Genomic DNA, 19342 nt, shown 5'->3' on the forward strand with positions numbered 1-19342 from the left:
TAGCTCAACTGATGCTAGGCATCTTTCACACAGGAACCTGTGTGCGGTAGCTGGTGCCGTTATAAAAAACCACATCTATGTTATATGTGGGGTTATCAGCCCCATCAACTTTCGTAATAGTCAGTGAAGCAAAGTACCCGGCAAACTGCTGTTGAACCATGTTCACGTAATAGTCGGGGTAAATCTGCTGGACAATGCACTGTTGCGCGGGAATACCGTAATTGGCGTAAAACGGCGACTCCCCCAATCCCAATTTGAGCGTTTGGATCAGTGTTGTTAGCCAACCGTAGGAGAAATCTCCATTCACGTCTGACTCAACAACTACCCATCTTTTATTACCTTTCTGATCGGTGATACGTCCCCATGTTCTCATCGTACCCTCACCACCAGCGAATCTGCCCGATAAAATATCCTGAAGCCAGGATCAGAAAGAGCAACCAGATAAGCAAAAACTTCCAGGTGGACAATTTTTCAGCCATAACTCGAATCTCCCGAATCAGTTTGCTAAAATCAAACACGCTTTCTCCTTGCCTTATCAAGGTTAGAAACAGAAAACCCCGACTGTTGGCCCAGCCGGGGTTTTGATTTTTGAAATGAATTAAAAGTTAACCGATATCACACCGGATTCGGACTCTGTGATGTAACGGTACTGCCACCACTTTGAACACCGGTCACATCATGATTGTGACCACTGACGCTTACACCTTTAATGACAGCGTCATTCTGCACATTAAGCGGGCCAATTAGCGATGCTGTCGTGTTGCTCATCTGGTCAGCGTCCTGAACAATCGTCCCATTCAGGTGTATTTTTCCGGTAAGGTAAATATCCTCAGCATTGAGGTAGATAGCGTTAGATTTTTGGCGTATTTCCTTCGCCGCGACAGTCACAGAACTACTGCCATCTTCCGTTTTCAAGATACCGCCATCAGGTCCATACAGGACGATTTTTCGTGATTCCTCTTCTGACCAGCTCGCATTCGCTACTGGTACAAAAAACAGCGGTGTAAGCGACATCGAATACGACAAGCTCGCCATACCGGTCCCCAGACCAGATACGCCACGTAGGGAAACATCAGCAGCAATGGTTACACCTTTGTCTCCAACCTGAATCGGATAACGGATATATGGGAATGTCGCGACAGGAATTGTTATCTGGGGAAAATTAATCCCCTCAGGGAGCATGTCAAATTGAACGGTGACAATCTGCCCCTTCACTGCCACGACATGACAAGGTAGCTCCCGGCCTTTGAGTTGCGCTTGCGTTCTCTCTGACTCCGCCATCATCTCCGAGAGCGCTCTGATAAACGGTAATTTCTGAGAATTAGACATCGTCCCTCATTACCTTGACAGGTTTTCAGAATAAGCCTCAAACACCGTCACCCATGCATCACCATCAGCGGTAAGGTAAGCACCTATATGTCGAACAGACCTGATCAGAAACTTACCCGAAAAGGTCGTCGCATTTCTGGAAATAACACTGGGCGCTGTCGTGTTTGTCATCAAAATTGATGATGCTCCTGAATACAATCCTTGGGGAAGTTCAACAACATCACTGCATCTAATATCACCCCGTAACGGGCATTTGAAGCTCACAGTAAAAGGCTTGATCCAAGTTGGCTGCCCAATGAGTTCATTACGTTCAATTTTTTTAGGTTTGTCCCAATTTGTCGATGCGCTGTCATAAATACGTATCCGGTCTGACAACATGGTTATATCAACGCCGCTGTAATTAGCCTTGCGCATCATGACAATTGAAGCATTCCTGACAAGGATCGCTAACGAGCCAATATCTGTATACGTCCCCGTCCATGGTTCAGGTAACACAAGATTATCACTCACCGAACACTCTATTATTTTTCGGGGGTATGCCTCCCGCAATGCACGTACTAGCACATCCCCTAATTTCTCTCCCATTCGCCCCTCCCCCTTGAGCGCAACAGGTTTACCGTCATCTGTCTTCCGAGGTATCGGGTTTATCACAAGGTTTAAGGTCTGATTCATGCCGATCCAATTGGCATACGCAATATAAATCTCACCGTAAATTATCTCTCCCTGCTGATCTGGCTTTGCCAACGGCAAACCGGCAGTAAACCCCGCAAACATTTTGACCAGACATCCTTGTAAATTAACGCTTTGCTGTAGCATTTCGATTGGCAAACCATAAATCGTTAACAAAGTCCCTGAACTGACTGTATCCAAACCAGTAATAACTACATCAAATTCGATGTGTAACCCGTATCCGGGCGTCCTGCTGGTATCAAATGGCCCAATCGCCCTGCCCTTTGAATCCACCGGTGGTTTCCCTGTTTTGGGGTCAACAATTTCAAGTCTGTAATATCGCATTACGAAACCTCGAACTGATTACTACTCTCGCGATAAACGAGTTTTCTGGGGGCATAGGACAATGCCAAATTGATATCGTATTCATCCGGCGAACCGATCAACGGACAGTACACCACTACGTCACCAGAACTGTCTTTCAGTTGGATGTAATATCGATTGGAGTAAAGGTTATAAAGAACTGTGGCAAATAACGTTATTGAGCCAAGCGTGACAGTAAACTGAAAGGGTTCTCGTCCGTTGGGTTTAAAAGGGATCAACGTTGTCATATCCCAAACTCCTGCGTGAACTGTCGCCCGATACCAGACCAAGAAAGCACTCCGTCTGGCGGCACCCCTTTATCGAATTTATCAAGCAAACTTCCCAGCACTGACTCCGTTTGTTCAATCGACGAAAGCGGCTGCTCAAATTCAATCTGCCAGGTATGCTGAACCTGTTTGTTCTGCTCTGAAAATCCCGATGTGTCGATGAATGAACGCATAAGGCAGCGTGTATAGATGAATGATGGCGTCATAACCGTGTAACAGCCGCCACTTTGGTTATGCATATCGAGCGCCATCTTTAGTGCGGTAAAGGTCATCCCTTTGGTGGAGTAACCGCCATCTTGCGTGGAGGCAGGTCGAACCATCTGCATCACGATACGGTTAGGTTTTCTAACAACGGAATTCGCGGCAGTAACCTGATTATAAAAATTCAGGTTACTAATATCTTGCTGCACCAATGTTGTTCCTGCCATTGGCGTAAATGCAGCCATTGAACGGTTGCTTATTTCTCCATGCAGTAACCCATTAGCAATACTCAGTCCTTCTGTTAATACAGCTATTGGCATCACACCACCGGGAATATCCGCTGCAATACCATCAACCAATAAAATAGGGGACACTTCAAACGCGAGTTTGAATGCCTGCCCGAAATAATTTAATGACATGATTTACCCCGGAATTTGCATCTGTCCTGCAAGCAGCGCCAAAATATCTGAACCCGGTTTTTGAGACACCTCCAATTTAACGACTTGCGATGCAGGATTATTTGAAATTGGCCCCCCTCCGCCTCTATTCATCGCCATAGCTTTGAGAATATCCTCACCACTTATCACACCAGCAGCAAGACCATTCTCATGGTTGATAATTCCTTGAATCAGTTTTTGTATCGTATAGATATTTGAGCTATTGATTTTTTCATTGAGTCCAAGTCCCGTATATCGTGAAAGGTAACTCTTATAAGCAGATGTATTATTTCCATCAGATGATGGGGCATATATATCAATAATTTTATCGATAGTGTTTTTATCGCGCTTTAAATACAGCATCACTTGCCGATCAAGCGCAGCAATGCCCTCAACCATTGAAGGAAATCGAGCGAAACGGGCATTGGGGCCATCTTCTAATGTCGCTCCACGCTGACCAGCAAAGTTTAAATTTCCGGGATTGTTATTTCTTAAACCACGAGGAAGGCTATATGTCGCGCGGTACTGTTCAGTAACGCTATTATCCTTATGAGTCCTACGAGCTGACTGTGCGAACTGCTCAACTTCTTGTATATTCGCTTGATTACGCTCATCCTCAAAAGTCCACCACCCAAGCTCAAACCCTTTCCCTCGTAGCCAATCACGAACCGTCCTTCCTGAACGCTCCCCTATATTCCCAACAAAATTATTGGTTTTATTGATAGTATTATTATCTTCTCCCTTTTCTTCACCCACGAGGTTATATATAAAAGTCACAGCCCGACCTATAGCAGAACAAATTGCACTGACCTTTTTAGTGAAATCATCCAGGTCATTTTTAAACTGCTCACTGTTTAGCCATTTCCCTAATTTATCTAGCCCCCCTTCCACTTCTGTCAGGATTTTTTCAAAGTTCCCACCCGTTAAAAAACCCTCAATATTGGAAACAAGGCTATTTGATACTCCTCGAATTTGTGGGTTGTATCGGGCTATAGCGGCTTGCCAGGCATTAGAAATCCGGTTGCCGTTCACCAAAAAGTTACTGACCGTACTCTGATAATCAGACTGCATAGCCGGAGTCAGGTAAGCACCAAGTAATTTTGTGTTCTGCGCAAATATCTCATTAAGAAACGGGATCTTATCCAGATTTGCGCCAACCTGATTGGCAAACGCAGCATCAACCCAGCCCAGTCCCCGCCCCTGCATCACGCTCTGGGTAAGCCCGGAGCCTTTGTACTCCTTCACCAGCGAAGCTATCGCATTAAGCACTTTGGGAAGGTTTGTCGCTGCACCGTCTTTCGGATTTATCCCCAGAGCCATCAGACCAGAATAGTTCGGATCGTTCGGATTCTCCTGAGCATTTGCCAGCACCTGAACCAAATTTTCAGTGCCGGAAAAATACGGGGAATAAGTGCTTTTGGCAGCCTGCATCTGGGCTGTCGTCATCCCTAATTCCTGTGCATTTCTATATTGCGCTGCGACCTTACTCGCCATATAGCCATAACCCAATGGCCCAACAGCCCCCAGAGCCGCAAGTTTTGTTCCCCACGAAACCGTGGTTTTGAACAATGTTTTGAGCCTGGCGTTGGTTTGGCCTAACGTGCGATTGATCTGTTTGTACGTTTTCAGCGTCGATTGCGCATTTTTACCGAGGCTACTCAGGTACTTATCAAACATCGTTTCGCCACGGCCTTTGTAGTTGCTCACGAACGGATCCGAGTTTTTACCGCTTCCGATGAAACGTCCATCAGAGGACGCGACTGGAGCTGGTGCTGCTGTTGCCGGAACAGACGGTTTTCTGGGGGCTTGATTAACTTCACCTGCCCCGGAAGCAGGAGGTGTCATCTCTCTCCCAGCACCTATATTTGAGGGAGGTTTCAAGGGCAATCCGCTGGGACCGATATTTAACCCATTCTGATACTTCTCAAAAATTGCCTCAAGCCGCTTTAGATGCTCATCATTGACATCCAGCGTCAGCACAGGCATCTGGTTACCTGACATTAAAATACTCCTCCGCTATTCCTGAGTTTCAGCAGCTCACGCAACTGAGCCGCTGTTTTAATGTTCAGACCGGAATCTGCCCAGATGTCACTAAATCCGGCTCCGGCACTGTAGTCGAGGATTTCGCTGATGATGTGCTCACCGTCGCGCCAGAACTGACGGCAGACTTCGACGTCGGCAATGAAGCAATCCATTCCGTAAGACTCAAGGACGAGGCCAGACTGCTCCACATTCCACTGACGGCCAGCATCATCTCTTTCACCTGTTCCGGTGTGTTTATCGACGAGACACATGTAAAAAAAACCAGTTCACCTATAACATCGTCCAGTTCCACAATGTCGCGCTCTATTGCCACATCTAACGGTTGTGTGTCCCAGCCTTTGCCCTCAACGGGATAAACCAGATTCGACAGGCGGATAATCTCGTTAACCAAGGTATTACGAACACCTTTCTCACCGTCCCATATCTTCATATCGGCGGCGATACGTTCCAACATCAGGTAAGCCACACGCGGCCCAGCAACCACACCTAACCCCTCGGAAAATATGGCCGAAAAGGTTTTACTCAGGATGAAAAAATGCTCTTTAAACACTTCTTTGGAAATCGGCGTAGCGTGGATATAAGCACTTCCCTTTTCTGTTTTAACGGGAATAATCAGGTTCAAGCTACGAGAAATTTTCATACTGCATCCCACATTTCTGAGTTGATGTAATAAGTTCCAGTAATGGTGATGGTCACGCCAGGTTCACCACCAGCGAAAGTCATATCCTGTACATTGGTAATAGCGGTGTTCTGTATCTCAAAATCACCAAATACGGTGCTATCGCTGTAAACCTTAGCGTCACCAATAGTGGCGTTTTTCTCCCACTGCGCTTTGTACTGTTTTGCCAGTGCCTGGCTTCGCAGAAGATGCACCCGCGCCTGTAAAATCATGTAGGGCTGTGGTGACTGAACCACGCCCGTCATTGCAGGTAAAAACTCGGTAATATTTCCCTGAAATGAAAGCTCCACGCCCTCTTTTGCCAGATAAGATGCCGACACATTCAATTCGGCATGGTCAGTAAACTTCACGCTGGCGCGAACCCGGTTAAGAACGCCAACGGGGATCATAGGATTTGGCACAGTTCACTCCCTCACGAAAGCTGCATTGTCACGTTGATATTGAAGATGATTTCCACGAAACCACGCATTGGCGTATAGACGGCAGACAGACCGGCATAACGCCCGATACCGTAATCATTGGGATTATTTTTGATATAGGTTCTGAAAGGCACCGCATTAACAACCGGCTGCCCGTTCACCAAACCATAGGAAACACCCGTATTGAATACCCCTTGTGCAACCTGCTGGAGACGATCAATACCATCCTGATTGTAATAGAGGGGGTTGATAGGATTATTACTGCCGTTGATCACCGTGTTAGCCAGTTGCATATCCACGTTAATCTGTACCCAGTCTACGGAATACCAGTAGGTCATATCGTTACCGTCACTGGTCACGCCTTTCACCAGAATAGTGTTGGAAATACCGCCCTCAGCACCCGTATCCACATAGTTGATATTCTGTTTTGTCATCGTGCTCAGAATGGATTGCTTACCCTTGTGTGCATTTACAGCCTGAAGGTATCGAAAAGCCATCGGCGGCACTTTATTGATTTCTGACGGGGATGCTGAGACAAAATTCCACATTGCCGCTGCAGCAGCATTGGTCGTCGGGAAAGAGTCATCCGCTTGAGCAATCACAGACTTAATGCCGGAGTACGGTGAAACGTAATTAGTATCTTTAGGCGTGGCAGTAATCACAAAGAAATACTGCATCGCTTCGTTCGCCGTATACTGCTTCGTCAGGTTAATGAACTCGGCTTTACCGTCCCACGATTGTGGCACCAGATAGGCATAAAAACGCCTCAGCGGGTCGTCCATATACGCTTTTAGCGCTGAAACCTGTGTCGCAACCGACATCTGATGCCCCAATTCCAACAGATACACGCCTATCGAATTACCCTGCGCAAAAAAACCATTTACGGCTGTGACCAACTCATCACTACCGGTCAGGGTAAATTGTCCCAGCACCGTTGGTGAGCCATTCACTTGAGCATCCGGGATTGTCCATGTCAGCGTATTGTTGCCGCTCACTGTCGCGGTATAAGTGCCATTCCACACATCGGGAGAACATCCAGATATCGTGATCTCCACTTCAGTATTATTATCACGCCCTATAGTCACCCCCTCAGGTAATGTCAGCGTTACATTAGCCGAAGTGGATTTAGCAGTAGATACTGCACTCAAAGAACCGATGGCATTTTTCACCAGATCGTTAATATCCTGATTTCTGGTGAGCAAAACAGGCTTGCTGGCCTCCTGTAAGGTGGAGCCAAACGAGAGAACAGCCGACATTTGCTGAAGGTTTGAGGGGATCGCCCCTATAGTCTGAGAGACATTAACGGTAACGATATTAAATCCCATTATTTGACCTCATAATTCACAATAACGGTGTTGATTAACTGTTGAGATATTTCCCGCGTGGTAGCCTGGTAATAGTTCACCTCAAAATCGACCGTCTTTTTCTTCGCCAGTGCATTGATTTCGACCTGACCCGATTTGGCATCCTGCGGGATCGGCATATTAGTGATACCGAACGTCTCTTCCTCTTGAGCTTTATTCACTACGAAATCAACGAAATCCAATGCCATGTTGTTGGTAAATCCGTAGAGCGTCAGGCGTACCGAATCCTGCACAAACTGGTAGCGCTGCCCGTCACGCACCACAGGGGCAACCTGCAAAGGCGTACTGGTTCGCACATCAACGGCGATATAGGGTGGCCGAAGGTTTTGCGGTACAAGGTAGGACGGGTAAACCGTCGCAAAGTCTTTCAGTGCTAACCACAAAGGAATGCTGTTGGAGATAATCTGTTCATCGCTGATATCATCCGGGCAATCGATAATTTGGGAGCGCATCGTGGGTAAAATCGCCATGCCCCGATAGTGATAAATGCCTGATTGCGAATACCGACTTTCCATGCGGGAAAAAGCGAATTGAACACCGCCATACTCCCCCAGATAAATAGCGTCGGGGTTTTCAACATTAAAATCATCGACCTTTTCAATCGGTGTAAAAATGATGTTATTGACATCCCTCGACACCGACTCATCCTGAACGGCCACAATCTGGCGATGGAGACTCCCTTTAATTTTGAGCCGATGTTCTGACTCAATATTTAAGCGACATAGCTCATTGCAACTCACGATGTCCGCATTTACCCAATACACGAAACCATCCAGCGGTAGCACCTGCCGGACATACAACCTGAATGTAATTTCCTGACCTGATGAGAGTGTTTCTACTGCGGAGTTGAGAACGGAAGAGAGTTGCGAGCTATGCTGTTCAGCTAACTCCTCAAGGCTCGGCATCGTTATCTATCCATGCAACAAAAGAAGATTTGAAGAGACCACCATCGATAAAAGACGGGCGTCGTTCCCCTCGTTCTTTTTTCAAACGAGAATTACGCCCTTGTAACGCCGCTAAGGTAGGTACGCCTTCAACCGAAAGTCCGGCCATTTCTTCTTTTTCAAGAAAAACATGAAAGGCTTTCTCGGTTCCCTCGAGTAACGTAATACCCGTCATCGGCGCTTTGTGTTTTAGATGATTGATCAGTTGATAAGCCAGCTCAGTGCCAGCATCACGGATAATTTCGTCCCGATGTGCCGCCCAGAAATGTGAGAAAATTTGATATTCCTCCTGTAAATCCTGAGCAACCTCAAAAGTCGTTTTTCCGGGAGTGTCTCCGTAGTCATACGGCATATCGATAACGCCCAAGCAAACTCTCATGGCGTGTACCCCCACAATGGCCCCATCTGCATTAGTACCTCAACAACCTGTCTTCCATACGGATCTTGCAACATATGCAAGTCCATCAATGTGAGGTTGCTCAGTGCATCACTGATAGTGATTGAGCCAGATGTCCCCTGATCGGCTGCCGAACTCACAAGCCCTGTAACGAGTTTCCCCAGCCCCAGTTTTTTTCTCAGCCCAATAAACCAGTCTCCGTTTGCGTAATTCAGCAACAAAGATGCAGCTGCGTTGTATACCGTGTTCGTGTAGATAAGCGGCAGCCGTTCCAACCCCAGATGATGAGGAATAAGCTCCATTGCCGCCTGATAACAACATTCAAGCGTAGGGTCATCATCATCGATGGCATATTCAGGCACCTCCATCACACCACGAACAAAACGGATAAAACCGTCATACGTCGGGCGCGGTATTATCATTTCTGCACCTTAACGGTACGGCGTGTACTCGATACAGCATCCTGCTCAGCGCTTACAGGTTCCCCTGTAATTTCGATCTCCACGCCACCGTCTTTCGGTTTTTTGCCGCTTTGGATGACGGCCTGATCAACCGCATTATTCAGAGAGACAGCACTTGCCTTTAAAATCTCTTCTGACATGTTTTTCAAGTTCTCCGTTTTTTGCTCCGCCCCTTCTTCAATACGTCCAACCGTTACGGGCTTGTCAATGGAATAGCAAATACCAGAAAAATGTTTATCCACCTTGTCAGCTGGCTGGAAACCATATGGCGCATGCTGCTGAATAATGTGAGTAATCACGTCAGATTGATTTTCGATCATATGCTGATCACCAGAGCGGATAGTGACACCGAAAGATTGTGCTTTTTCTGGCAGTTTGTAGTTGAAGATATGAGCCTGACGTGAGCAGTTAGCAATAAACAGTTTCATGAATTTTCCTCAAAAAAATGGGGAGCATTTGCTCCCCAGCGGCCTAAACATGATTACGAATACTTGGCGGACAGCAACGTCACACCTTCTGGTCGGAAGTTCCAGCCCGGTGTCGAACGCAGCGTATACAAGGTGGTCAATCCCCCATCTGGCATGGGAGACGGGATTTCTGTTGGTGCAGCCATATCACAGAACATCACGTTAACTGCCTGCTGGTTGGGTACCAAGGTCGCAAAAATATTGGTATTAATGTCCTGACGAGCCTCGGGGACTTCCAGCGTTGGATTAGTAATAATAATCAGATCATTGCCCCCAGCACCTTTCCCGATCAACGTATCATCCTGACAGAAAATGATTTCATCGCCACTGGCGTCCTTGGCAATGTCTTTCACCATCGTTCCCACAGTAGCTGTACCTGCACCAGTACGCTGATAACTCGTTAACTCCACAACACCCGTCCATTCCAACGCCTTCATGAAGCGCTGAGGACATAACACAACAGTGGTCAATGACTGTCCTAACAACATCATGCGAGTTTTTTGGTCGGCAATCAGGCCAAGCATAAACTTCGCTAATTCACCCGAATCCCATGTGGTGTAAGCGTCATTTCCCTTGCTGTCATTCCCCAGATTGAGTGTCGTCGCATTGGGGGAGTTAACGATCCCCTCGTTATTCGCCGCCTCAACGCCATACAACAACATATTACGCAGTTGTTGAGCGTGTCCCTGACGGTTCGCCAATCGCAATCCTTCTACCAGCGAATATCCCCAGCGGCTGGTAGCATCAGTATCGAGATAGCTGTACTGTGAACGGGAAGAAATACGATATGTTTTCATCACATCGTACCCACCTGAAATACTTGAAGATGGTAGCTGCCCCGGCAAAGATTGGCCTACGTGAACCTGTGAGGTTGCACGTAAATATTTTTGATACACCGCGAGGTCACTGGAGCTAATCTTCACTGACGGTGCGCCACCCGGTAAAATTTCAAAAGCACCAGACGCCATACTGTACTGCATGATGATTTCTGGCTGGATCATGGACGGCGATACGGTTGTAATCGCAGGTGCAAAAGCGCTCATTTATCACTCCTTAAATCAAAAACAGACCACATGGCTTGCTGTATTCCCAGACCACGTTACCGTTATCTTCTTTTTTTACCGTCAGGTTTCCTCCCACTGAAACCATCAGCAATTTAATATTTATCTTCGGATTTCCGCCCCCAGAACCGGTAGACACATCCACAATGTTGTTTGTCATATCCCAAACAAAATCACCTGTGCCTACCGAGTTAGCCCCATCTGCCAAAGCAGCGACGGCAGCACTAATCGGTAATGGGATACGAGCCCCAGAACCAATACGGTAGTAATGGACAGAACCACCCGCCAGATACAGAGGCACAGGATTTTCGTGAGTAGTGATCCCGTGAAATGCCTGATTGAACACAGTAAAAGCGTTGCATTCGGTGTCCGTTGCCTTTTTGAGGATGGAACCACACACACTATTTTTCGACGGCGCGATACATTCGACCATCCCTACACCGCCCCAAACAGGATCAGTGATGTTGCTATCCAACAGACCAGAGCAAAGCTGCATACGGATCGCCGGATCATCTTGTGCATCCCCCTGAGTCAAACCTTGTGATTCAACGTTAAAAAGGCCACTGAAGGCACCGCGTGTTTTGAACGGGTTGAAATTAATATCAGGCATGGCTCATGCTCCCTTGAGTATTAAATTTTGCTAATCGGCGACCTGGGGTTTTGAAAGCGGCAAGCCATACATTTGGATCGCCCTGATATTCAATGATACGGCGTCCGGCATCATCATTGCGTACCCGCTTATGGAGTTGTCCCTGAGTACAATTCATTTCTTTTTCAATAGATTGGCGAGCCGCAGAGAAAATCGCATCCTCCAACACAGAAAGCGTTGCAGAATCAGCAATCGCACGAATATTTACGTCTTTATGTGCCGGAGAGTGCTTTTGCATAGTCATCAGCGCCCGCTTGCGATAATCCAGCGCATTTTCACCAGAGAACGGCGCAGGGGCATGTTTACCGCAGGCACTGAAGGCAGAATCAGCTTTAGCCTGCGCATCAGCCAACAAAGCGTCGTTACGTTCTTTTTCTTCGGCCTCATCGGCTTTACGTTGCTCTTCGGCTTCTTCGTCAGCTTTTCTCTGTTCCTCAGCAGCAGCTTCATCGGCCTTTTGCTGTTCTTCTGCGGCTTCATCGGCTTTGCGTTGTTCTTCCGCTGCCTCATCAGCCTTTCGTTGCTCCTCGGCTTCTCTGGCCTGCGCCTCAGCATCAGCCCGCGCTTTATCACGCTGTTCAAGAGAATCCATGCGGGCGACTACACCATCCATTTTTTCGTTTACCCCTTTTAGGGCGTCATTCACCACGCCCGTCAAAAGGGCTTGCAGTTCTTCTTTTTCCATCTGAATATCACCTGTATTTGTTACTTCAACTCCTACGGGGATCCGGTCTTTATCCCATACGCCCAGAGATCCACGTTCTTTCGTCACCACAGCAATGTGGTCAATGAGATACGGCACACCTTCGATAAGAAAATTGGTATCTCCCTCCTGCACCTCTACGTTCCCTGACGAGCGGTTGAAAACTACCGAAGGACTGGTGGACACTTCACCCTCGATAATTTCATCAACAATATTTTTGAGATAAATACGGCACACCGCCCATACTTCATCACCACGAACATAGGGCAGCATGACGCTGCCGACGATGCGGTTTTTAAAATCTTCCTCCGTCAGGGTGGCCTTATCTGGATGATTAACGATGACGGGTAAGCCATTACAACGACGAAGAAACTCATCATTCAGGTAGAGTTTCGGATCGCGCCAGACGTGTTCTTTCAAACCAGCGCGATATGCCAGACCTGTTCCCGTTATGCGCAAATTCACCAGCCACATATTTGAAAACTTCACCGGAGACGGCACAGTCCCGTCCCTGATCCGCTCCGCTACTTCAAACTCGGTTAAACTCACGTTTTCCTTTCTCCGTTAGAAACTCCTCTGGCAATTTCTGCGGGGCGTAGATGGGGAATACCTGACAACTACAAAAAACCTCTTCACCCGCCGCCGTAATTTCATCGTAATAACCATTTACAGGCTTTATCAGTTCCTGTTCATCCGCCCACGTCCCTCGCACCAGATAAATCACCTCGTCGCGCTCTTTATGATCGGCACGGTAGTCATAACCCGTACGCCGCCAGTTAGAGTGCCAACGAAAAGCAATAGCGCCGCTCTGTACCGCAAGCAGATACTTGACGTTGCTGGCGAGCTTATGGCCCTGGTCAATTGCTACACGGCGACTGATAAAATCCATGTCCCTGATAGATTTTTGAAATTCCGCTTTTCTGGCTTTCCGATCAACGTCGCTCACACCATCTGGAGGTATAGATGTCACCCATCCCTGAAAACGCTGAAGAGTTTTCTCAATGGCTTGTTCGCGGTTGAGTTTTATCAGGCTGGCACTGGCGAAAATTCGCTTGTCGAGTTCTTTGCGAAACTCTGGTTTCAATTTATCGAGGGTGACCTTTTTCGGGCCATCTGAGGGTTGTTCTCGTAATGCCCCGCCGTGAATAACGAGGCGGCTATAAATTGCGGTAAGGTGTTTACGTGCCACATCATCGTCTGGTGTCTCTCTGCTGGCTGCCACACGTAATTTTCGGCACCAGTCGAGCAAAGATTTTTCGGTATCCCAACCATGATTGATGTAGTAGTTAACGGCATCTGTCAGGACTTCATACAACGTCCTACTCCGCTTCCTCCCCGCTCGGCTGGAAGTTGCCATCAAGCGTCTCCTGCTTCGGTGGTTCGTAGTTCGCCAGCGCATCCACATCAATGATGAGAGGCGCTTCTCCGTATGTCTGAGTGGAATTGACAAGGCTTGCCAGCCATTCGGTTACGGCAGCCCGGTTTTCGGGATCAATCTGAGGAACAACAGCGGTATATAGAGTACAGGCCTGTTGGAGTACTTTACTGTCGCTCTCCCGGCGTTTATCAGGTGACTCTTCCACCAGCTCTTGCCAGGTCGCCGTGAATTCGCGACGCCACTGGAAAAAAGTGGTTTTATAGTCGTCCTTTATGATGTCGGGGTAATCATTTTTCAGGGAAAGATAAAAATCCTCATTCCATGCGATGTACTGCACCAAACGTTCGAAATAATCCATTACAGGCTCAATCTGCTGGCGAACACCATCGATATACTGACTGACAGCCTTTGAATCCTCAGAGCCTTCAGACCAGCCTTTTGAGAAGGCTTCTTCTTTAATGAGGATCGCCGGAACATCACTGCCTGAGGCAATATCTGAAATAATGTTATCGCGCACAGCATTCAGCGCACCGTCAATATTTTGCAGGTTCAACGATTGAATATCGTCTTTTTCACCAACACTAATCACCCCACCATTTTTGGCAATTTTGACGTTTTCCCGCTTCTTACCCGTTGCGGCTGCCATAATGCCATCCACTTTTGAGCCGGACTGTACGACTTTCGCCACCAGCACCCCGGCTTTCTGGCTAACTAAGTCGTTAGCCTCCATCGTGTTGATGTAGGATTTCAGGGGATAAAGCACACGCTGAAACACGCTGCGGCCAGTAAAACCAAAGGTGGAATTCTGGAACTCAAGATAAATCGGTGTGCCGTTGAAAATTTTCAGTGTCCGCGACGGATGCCAGCTTTTACCGTTGATTTTCAGTGTTTGGTTAGCACTCTGAAAATAAGGGCTATTGGGGTTCTGGTCTGTCACCATCGAGCCAGCAGCATTCAGCGGATCCCATGCATTAATATACACATCATCTTCTGTGAGCCCGAAAGTGGGCAACGGTTCCCTGCATGAAACACTATCGGTACCAACGCCAATTGCAGCAGCACCATAGCAGCGGGAAAGAAAGAAAAGGTTCTTAACCTTCTCGTTAATCTCCATTCGTTCCCATACATCCCTGAATCGACGTACAACGCGATCATCAGGATCAGTTTCAACGTTGTACTGTCGCGGTTTGCACATTGCCATCAGGATTGGTTTTTCAACCAGTTTTCCGCCTAGCGGGTGAAACTGCCAAAGCAATTTACACAGATTGTAATTAACATCACCGCCGGGTCGGATAAGTTCAGAATCAAGAATCTCAGCCAGCACCGCGCCGGGGCTGTTACTTATCTGAATCTCAGCCATTAGAGAGTTTCCTGTTTACTTACAGTGCTTCGTAGTTGCCAAATGTGATGATCAGCCCATATGTGTAGCAATCGAAAAGATCATCAGCGCGTTTATGCGCATCACGGTCTGCCAGATGGAAACCTGCAATTTGTTTTATGAGATGGTTAGCGGTACTACGCTTGAAAGAAGCTGTTTTGTCATATGCTTCGCGGGTTATTTTGCACTTACCAAGATAATGGTGGCCAGAGGCTAAAACTGCACGTTCATCTTTCCCTTTGCTGGTCAGCGCTGATTTGATAGGCGTCATATCCCAGCCTTCAGTTTCAGCCTTCTGTGCCAGAATTGCCCCCATTGCGGCATCTTCTACATAAACCCCCTGACTACCAAGACGGGCACCACACAGCTTTTCCAATCGTTCGAGATTGGCAAAAACGCCAGGCATATATTCAGGTAGCAATGACGCCTTAATCTGTGTGACGTCCCAATCAACGATGGTCAAAAGGGGTTCTGAATACGTACGTTCATAAGCAAAATAGACAACACCTGTTCCGTCGTTCTCAGTCCCGCCTTTCAGCGCCGTATCCATCACCGCAAACACCACGTCGCAATGTTTAGGCACGCCTACAGGTTGTCCGTCCACCAGCAACTTATCGATATCAAGTAATGCATCTTTTGACCAATCAACAAATTCAGCCAGATATTCTTGCTGCCATACACGAGGGTCAGATTTTCGCTCAGTCTCTTCCAGTTCATCTTTCGGGATAAACGGGTTCGATGATGTTGGTGCATGATGTTTCACAAATCCCAACGACTCATCATGACAAATTGCATAGAAAAAATTGCTTTCATCAATACCGTTAGGCGTAGAGAAAACCCAGGCACGACCACGATAGTCAACTAACGTAGGGCGTATTGCTCGCGGCCATATTTCCTCAAGCATTTCTGGTGATTTAGTAAATGCGGCCTCATCAATCAGCACAGCGTGATATTTACGCCCACGCCCTGCCAGTTTGTTGTTGTCCGTCACCCAGAAATCAATACGCCCCCCATTTCGGAGGATGATTCGCTTTTCATTTTTTGACTGACTGGCAATTAGCGGGTGAAGTACTGCCGAAATCTCATCCCAGATTTCCTGATACTGACGATACTGCGCAGTAAAAATCCCCACTCTCCCAGCAATCATTTCTCCCGTTATGGGTACGGGAAAACGCCGTGTAGCATAACTGGTAGCTATATTCACTAGCATCACCGTTTTCCCCCAACGGCGGCCACAGCATACAGCGTGAAATCGCTCCTCTATCGCGGCATTCCATGCTTCTATCTGCCCCTCATGTGGTTTAGGCAGATATATTTCAATCGACATTGCCGCCTCCACTCGGCATAGATAAAGAGTTATGAATGATCACCTCATTCGTACCACCACCGGCCCCTTTTTTAAGATGCTCGTTTTCAGTTCGCAGCTTTTCGTTACGCAGGCGTAGGCCTTCTAATTCAAGCTCATTCCTCTCTCGGTCAGACTCACGCAATAATTTCTCCGTCGCTACTTCGCGATAATCAGCATCAGCATGTATCTTGCGGATGCTCGCTAATGTCCCCTCAATGGATTCAATACGGGTGGTGTTACGCATCATGGCGTTCTCAGCGGCTGAGATTTTGTCTTGCAGGTCTTTGTTTTCACCGCCGTAATCATCTAATTGAGTGCGCCAACGACCGATATTTTCAGCTGTATACAGGTTTCGTGCTCTTAACAGGAATAGCTCATCCTCAAGACTCAACGCCTGTGCATCTTCAACGATACTGTCGGAGAAAAGCATACGGCGAGCATACCCGCCGTGTTTAAGAGAGGCTGTATTACGTATGGAGAACTGATTTTTTGGATTGGGGTTTCCACTCCGGTTTTTCCGTTTCGTTTCTGAGGATGAGCCTCTACCTGAATTTTTAGTTATCCCAAGTCCTGCGCTAATTACCTGCCCCCGACCCTCCGTCCGACCAGATTTTTTTTGGTCGGCTTTTTTGGTCGGATTGGTCGGATTCTTGGTCGCTGATTTGGTCGGGAATTTTTTTCGTACCCAGCCACGTCGGTTGGCCAAATCAATTAGCGTGGATTTTGCTATCCCGTGCTTTTCTACGATTTTCCGGAGCGTGAGAATGCCAGCACAGTAATCAACCTTGACCTCCTCCTCGTTCCAGTTACTCATACATCAGTACCTTGTATTTCTTTCTCGCTTCATCAGTTCAATGTATGCCGAGCGATCACCCGCTTTTGCTTGCTTGTACAACGCATCGCGTAACTCTGCCTCTCCCTTGGCTCGCCCTTTTCTTATCGATTCCCGGAATAAACGGAGCTGTTCACGCGCCATATTCTTCAAGTCAATATCCAACACATCAGCGATTTGTTGCTCAGTCATTCGGCGAGCCGCCAGCGCTTCAACTTTTAAAGTGGGGAACATGTTTCACCCCCACGCTTTTTATGTTCTTCGCTAATTACTTTGACGACGGCGTTCTCCCAAATCACCTTATGGTGAATACGTTTGTGGGTGCTGCCCATCAGGGAAATCTTCACGCATGAGGGGGAAAACATCACCGAGTAAAAACTCTTAACGTAAGTGCCAGAGTCCAGATATAACTCCGTCATGCCACCGGCGTTACTTTGCGTCCGTTTCTGTAGCAATTGCACTGCACCAATGGTCATAAACAGTTCACCGCACCGTCCAAGCGTGGTGTACGTGTTTACGTCCTCATTAATGCGCCCCATAAAACGGAATGGCCGCTCGGTTGAGCAAATAAAGCTGTTCATTGCTTTACGCTTAATCCATGCAGGTTTTCCACTTTTTCGGCTATCACCGAGAAAATCACCACCTTGTGCCATTGCAATAGATTTGGCTGGGATGGTTTCGTAGAACGCGAGCATAGCCTCAAGCACTGCATCGAAATTCTTTATCAGCCTGTAGCTGGGGTTAAACTCCCGATCAACGCGAAGCTGGAAAGCAACATAATCATCATCAAACTGGATGAAGTATTTGCACCCAACTTGCACGGCCAGCTCAAAACAGGCATTACGGGCGTAAAAAATTGACCGTCTGTCACCGAAGTTATCCGCCTCATCAAATCGGCTCGCTATCTCTGCTTTTGAGAACACCAGTACTTTGTCACCAAAGCGCTCGATATACTGCTGACGGGTTTTATCCTCATCATCAACCACGATGTAGGTTTTCCCCGTATAGCCAGAACGGACAAGCAGATCCCACGTATAGACTTTTTCAGGGCGTCCGTGAGTCAGAATAAACACGCAAAAATCATTACGCATCATCGCCCTCCTCACATTCAAATACGGCATCAACGATGCTCTTTGTCATGTGAACAAGCCCCTGCTCAATGGCCTGCTGATAATCAATGATGACTAAAGCAGACTGTTCAAACAGTGTCTGAACCTCTGCCGGTGCATGAGCGTAATAATCCGCAATCCGGGAAAAATTAAAAACCGTATGACGCCCTGCCGCACTCATCAGAAATTTTTCAATGTCATCCGGAAGCTGGGCAGCCTTGATGTTTTGCTTCAACGCCTGCGTTTTTTCTTCGTCATACAGCTCGGATATTTGCGGCTGAGTCTCAGATGGCTCATAAATCGGTGTTTCGACTTTAGACGTGTAGCGATCATCATCGTCATGAATTTCTGCAACACCGTCGCTTAGTAAATCCTCCAGCTCAGTATCGCTAAATCCGGTAACTGACAGATCGATGTCCAGATCTTGCAGCTCTGATAACTCAAGCGCCAGCATGTCCTGATCCCAGGAACCATTCAGCGGAATTTTATTATCAGCAATACGATAAGCGCGTTTTTCTGCCTCGGATAATCCTTCCAGAATGACACAGGGGATCTGCTCAATACCCAGTACATCAGCAGCCAACAAACGACCGTGTCCGGCGATGATCTCGTTTTTCTCGTCAATGAGAACAGGGTTCGTCCAACCGAACGTTTTTATGCTGTCCGCGATCTGCTCAACTTGCTTTTCCGGGTGTTTGATGACGTTTTGCACATAGGCTTTTAGTGCCTTTTTATCCCGATAAGTGATCTCTATTTTTCTACTAGTCATGGCATTCAAGGTTTTATATGATGCCACCGCTCTCGAGAGCGGGTGGGCCTTGGTT

Annotated in this window: 24 protein-coding genes; all 24 read right to left on the minus strand. The window is 47.4% G+C overall.

The window, feature by feature from the left end:
- Positions 1-25: 25 nt before the first annotated feature.
- Positions 26-373 (minus strand): hypothetical protein, encoded by a 348-nt coding sequence (locus DX162_RS17745; RefSeq protein WP_032821247.1) that lies wholly within the window; start codon positions 371-373, stop codon positions 26-28.
- A gap of 7 nt (positions 374-380) precedes the next feature.
- On the minus strand, positions 381-518 hold the full coding sequence (locus tag DX162_RS22335; protein ID WP_004393489.1) for a hypothetical protein: 138 nt from the start codon (positions 516-518) through the stop codon (positions 381-383).
- A 97-nt stretch (positions 519-615) separates the two neighbouring features.
- Positions 616-1329 carry a hypothetical protein gene (locus DX162_RS17750; RefSeq protein ID WP_004393487.1) on the minus strand — a complete coding sequence of 238 codons (714 nt, stop codon included), beginning with the start codon at positions 1327-1329 and terminating at the stop codon, positions 616-618.
- Between the two features lie 9 nt (positions 1330-1338).
- Positions 1339-2343 (minus strand): hypothetical protein, encoded by a 1005-nt coding sequence (locus DX162_RS17755; RefSeq protein ID WP_004393486.1) that lies wholly within the window; start codon positions 2341-2343, stop codon positions 1339-1341.
- Positions 2343-2609, minus strand: coding sequence for a hypothetical protein (locus DX162_RS17760; protein WP_032821246.1), 267 nt, complete (start codon positions 2607-2609; stop codon positions 2343-2345). Before DX162_RS17760 ends, DX162_RS17755 begins: the two co-directional genes overlap by 1 nt.
- Complete coding sequence (locus DX162_RS17765) at positions 2606-3268, minus strand: hypothetical protein (protein WP_004393485.1); 663 nt, start codon at positions 3266-3268, stop codon at positions 2606-2608. Before DX162_RS17765 ends, DX162_RS17760 begins: the two co-directional genes overlap by 4 nt.
- Positions 3269-3271: 3 nt before the next feature.
- Positions 3272-5287 (minus strand): hypothetical protein, encoded by a 2016-nt coding sequence (locus DX162_RS17770; protein WP_032821244.1) that lies wholly within the window; start codon positions 5285-5287, stop codon positions 3272-3274.
- A gap of 64 nt (positions 5288-5351) precedes the next feature.
- A complete protein-coding gene (locus DX162_RS17775) occupies positions 5352-5969 on the minus strand; it encodes a hypothetical protein (protein WP_032821243.1) in 618 nt (205 codons plus the stop codon).
- Complete coding sequence (locus tag DX162_RS17780; RefSeq protein ID WP_004393482.1) at positions 5966-6397, minus strand: hypothetical protein; 432 nt, start codon at positions 6395-6397, stop codon at positions 5966-5968. The genes DX162_RS17775 and DX162_RS17780 overlap by 4 nt, the downstream gene beginning before the upstream one ends.
- Before the next feature lie 23 nt (positions 6398-6420).
- Positions 6421-7752 (minus strand): hypothetical protein, encoded by a 1332-nt coding sequence (locus tag DX162_RS17785; protein ID WP_032821241.1) that lies wholly within the window; start codon positions 7750-7752, stop codon positions 6421-6423.
- Positions 7752-8696 (minus strand): hypothetical protein, encoded by a 945-nt coding sequence (locus tag DX162_RS17790; protein WP_032821240.1) that lies wholly within the window; start codon positions 8694-8696, stop codon positions 7752-7754. The genes DX162_RS17785 and DX162_RS17790 overlap by 1 nt, the downstream gene beginning before the upstream one ends.
- Positions 8683-9114, minus strand: coding sequence for a hypothetical protein (locus DX162_RS17795; protein WP_032821239.1), 432 nt, complete (start codon positions 9112-9114; stop codon positions 8683-8685). The genes DX162_RS17790 and DX162_RS17795 overlap by 14 nt, the downstream gene beginning before the upstream one ends.
- Complete coding sequence (locus tag DX162_RS17800) at positions 9111-9554, minus strand: hypothetical protein (RefSeq protein ID WP_032821238.1); 444 nt, start codon at positions 9552-9554, stop codon at positions 9111-9113. Before DX162_RS17800 ends, DX162_RS17795 begins: the two co-directional genes overlap by 4 nt.
- The gene (locus DX162_RS17805; protein WP_004393476.1) at positions 9551-10021 is read right to left on the minus strand and encodes a hypothetical protein; all 471 of its coding nucleotides are present in this window, start codon (positions 10019-10021) and stop codon (positions 9551-9553) included. Before DX162_RS17805 ends, DX162_RS17800 begins: the two co-directional genes overlap by 4 nt.
- 53 nt (positions 10022-10074) lie before the next feature.
- On the minus strand, positions 10075-11103 hold the full coding sequence (locus DX162_RS17810; RefSeq protein ID WP_098080848.1) for a hypothetical protein: 1029 nt from the start codon (positions 11101-11103) through the stop codon (positions 10075-10077).
- A gap of 10 nt (positions 11104-11113) precedes the next feature.
- Complete coding sequence (locus DX162_RS17815; RefSeq protein WP_032821236.1) at positions 11114-11731, minus strand: hypothetical protein; 618 nt, start codon at positions 11729-11731, stop codon at positions 11114-11116.
- Entirely contained in the window at positions 11724-13022 is a 1299-nt protein-coding gene (locus tag DX162_RS17820; RefSeq protein WP_032821234.1) for a DUF2213 domain-containing protein, read from the minus strand. The genes DX162_RS17815 and DX162_RS17820 overlap by 8 nt, the downstream gene beginning before the upstream one ends.
- Positions 13003-13830: a hypothetical protein gene (locus tag DX162_RS17825; RefSeq protein WP_032821231.1), complete on the minus strand. Its 828-nt coding sequence runs from the start codon at positions 13828-13830 to the stop codon at positions 13003-13005. Before DX162_RS17825 ends, DX162_RS17820 begins: the two co-directional genes overlap by 20 nt.
- On the minus strand, positions 13793-15211 hold the full coding sequence (locus DX162_RS17830; protein WP_004393470.1) for an anti-CBASS protein Acb1 family protein: 1419 nt from the start codon (positions 15209-15211) through the stop codon (positions 13793-13795). The genes DX162_RS17825 and DX162_RS17830 overlap by 38 nt, the downstream gene beginning before the upstream one ends.
- Positions 15212-15230: 19 nt before the next feature.
- On the minus strand, positions 15231-16556 hold the full coding sequence (locus DX162_RS17835) for a terminase large subunit domain-containing protein (protein WP_032821230.1): 1326 nt from the start codon (positions 16554-16556) through the stop codon (positions 15231-15233).
- Positions 16546-17391: a hypothetical protein gene (locus DX162_RS22635; protein WP_227744179.1), complete on the minus strand. Its 846-nt coding sequence runs from the start codon at positions 17389-17391 to the stop codon at positions 16546-16548. Before DX162_RS22635 ends, DX162_RS17835 begins: the two co-directional genes overlap by 11 nt.
- 3 nt (positions 17392-17394) lie before the next feature.
- Complete coding sequence (locus DX162_RS17845; protein ID WP_004393467.1) at positions 17395-17643, minus strand: hypothetical protein; 249 nt, start codon at positions 17641-17643, stop codon at positions 17395-17397.
- Complete coding sequence (locus DX162_RS17850; protein WP_098080849.1) at positions 17628-18500, minus strand: GREB1-related protein; 873 nt, start codon at positions 18498-18500, stop codon at positions 17628-17630. The genes DX162_RS17845 and DX162_RS17850 overlap by 16 nt, the downstream gene beginning before the upstream one ends.
- Complete coding sequence (locus tag DX162_RS17855; protein WP_115155911.1) at positions 18493-19287, minus strand: ParB/Srx family N-terminal domain-containing protein; 795 nt, start codon at positions 19285-19287, stop codon at positions 18493-18495. The genes DX162_RS17850 and DX162_RS17855 overlap by 8 nt, the downstream gene beginning before the upstream one ends.
- Positions 19288-19342 lie beyond the last annotated feature (55 nt).

Origin of the sequence: Yersinia kristensenii, assembly GCF_900460525.1 — a bacterium.
Classification (GTDB): Bacteria; Pseudomonadota; Gammaproteobacteria; order Enterobacterales; family Enterobacteriaceae; genus Yersinia; species Yersinia kristensenii.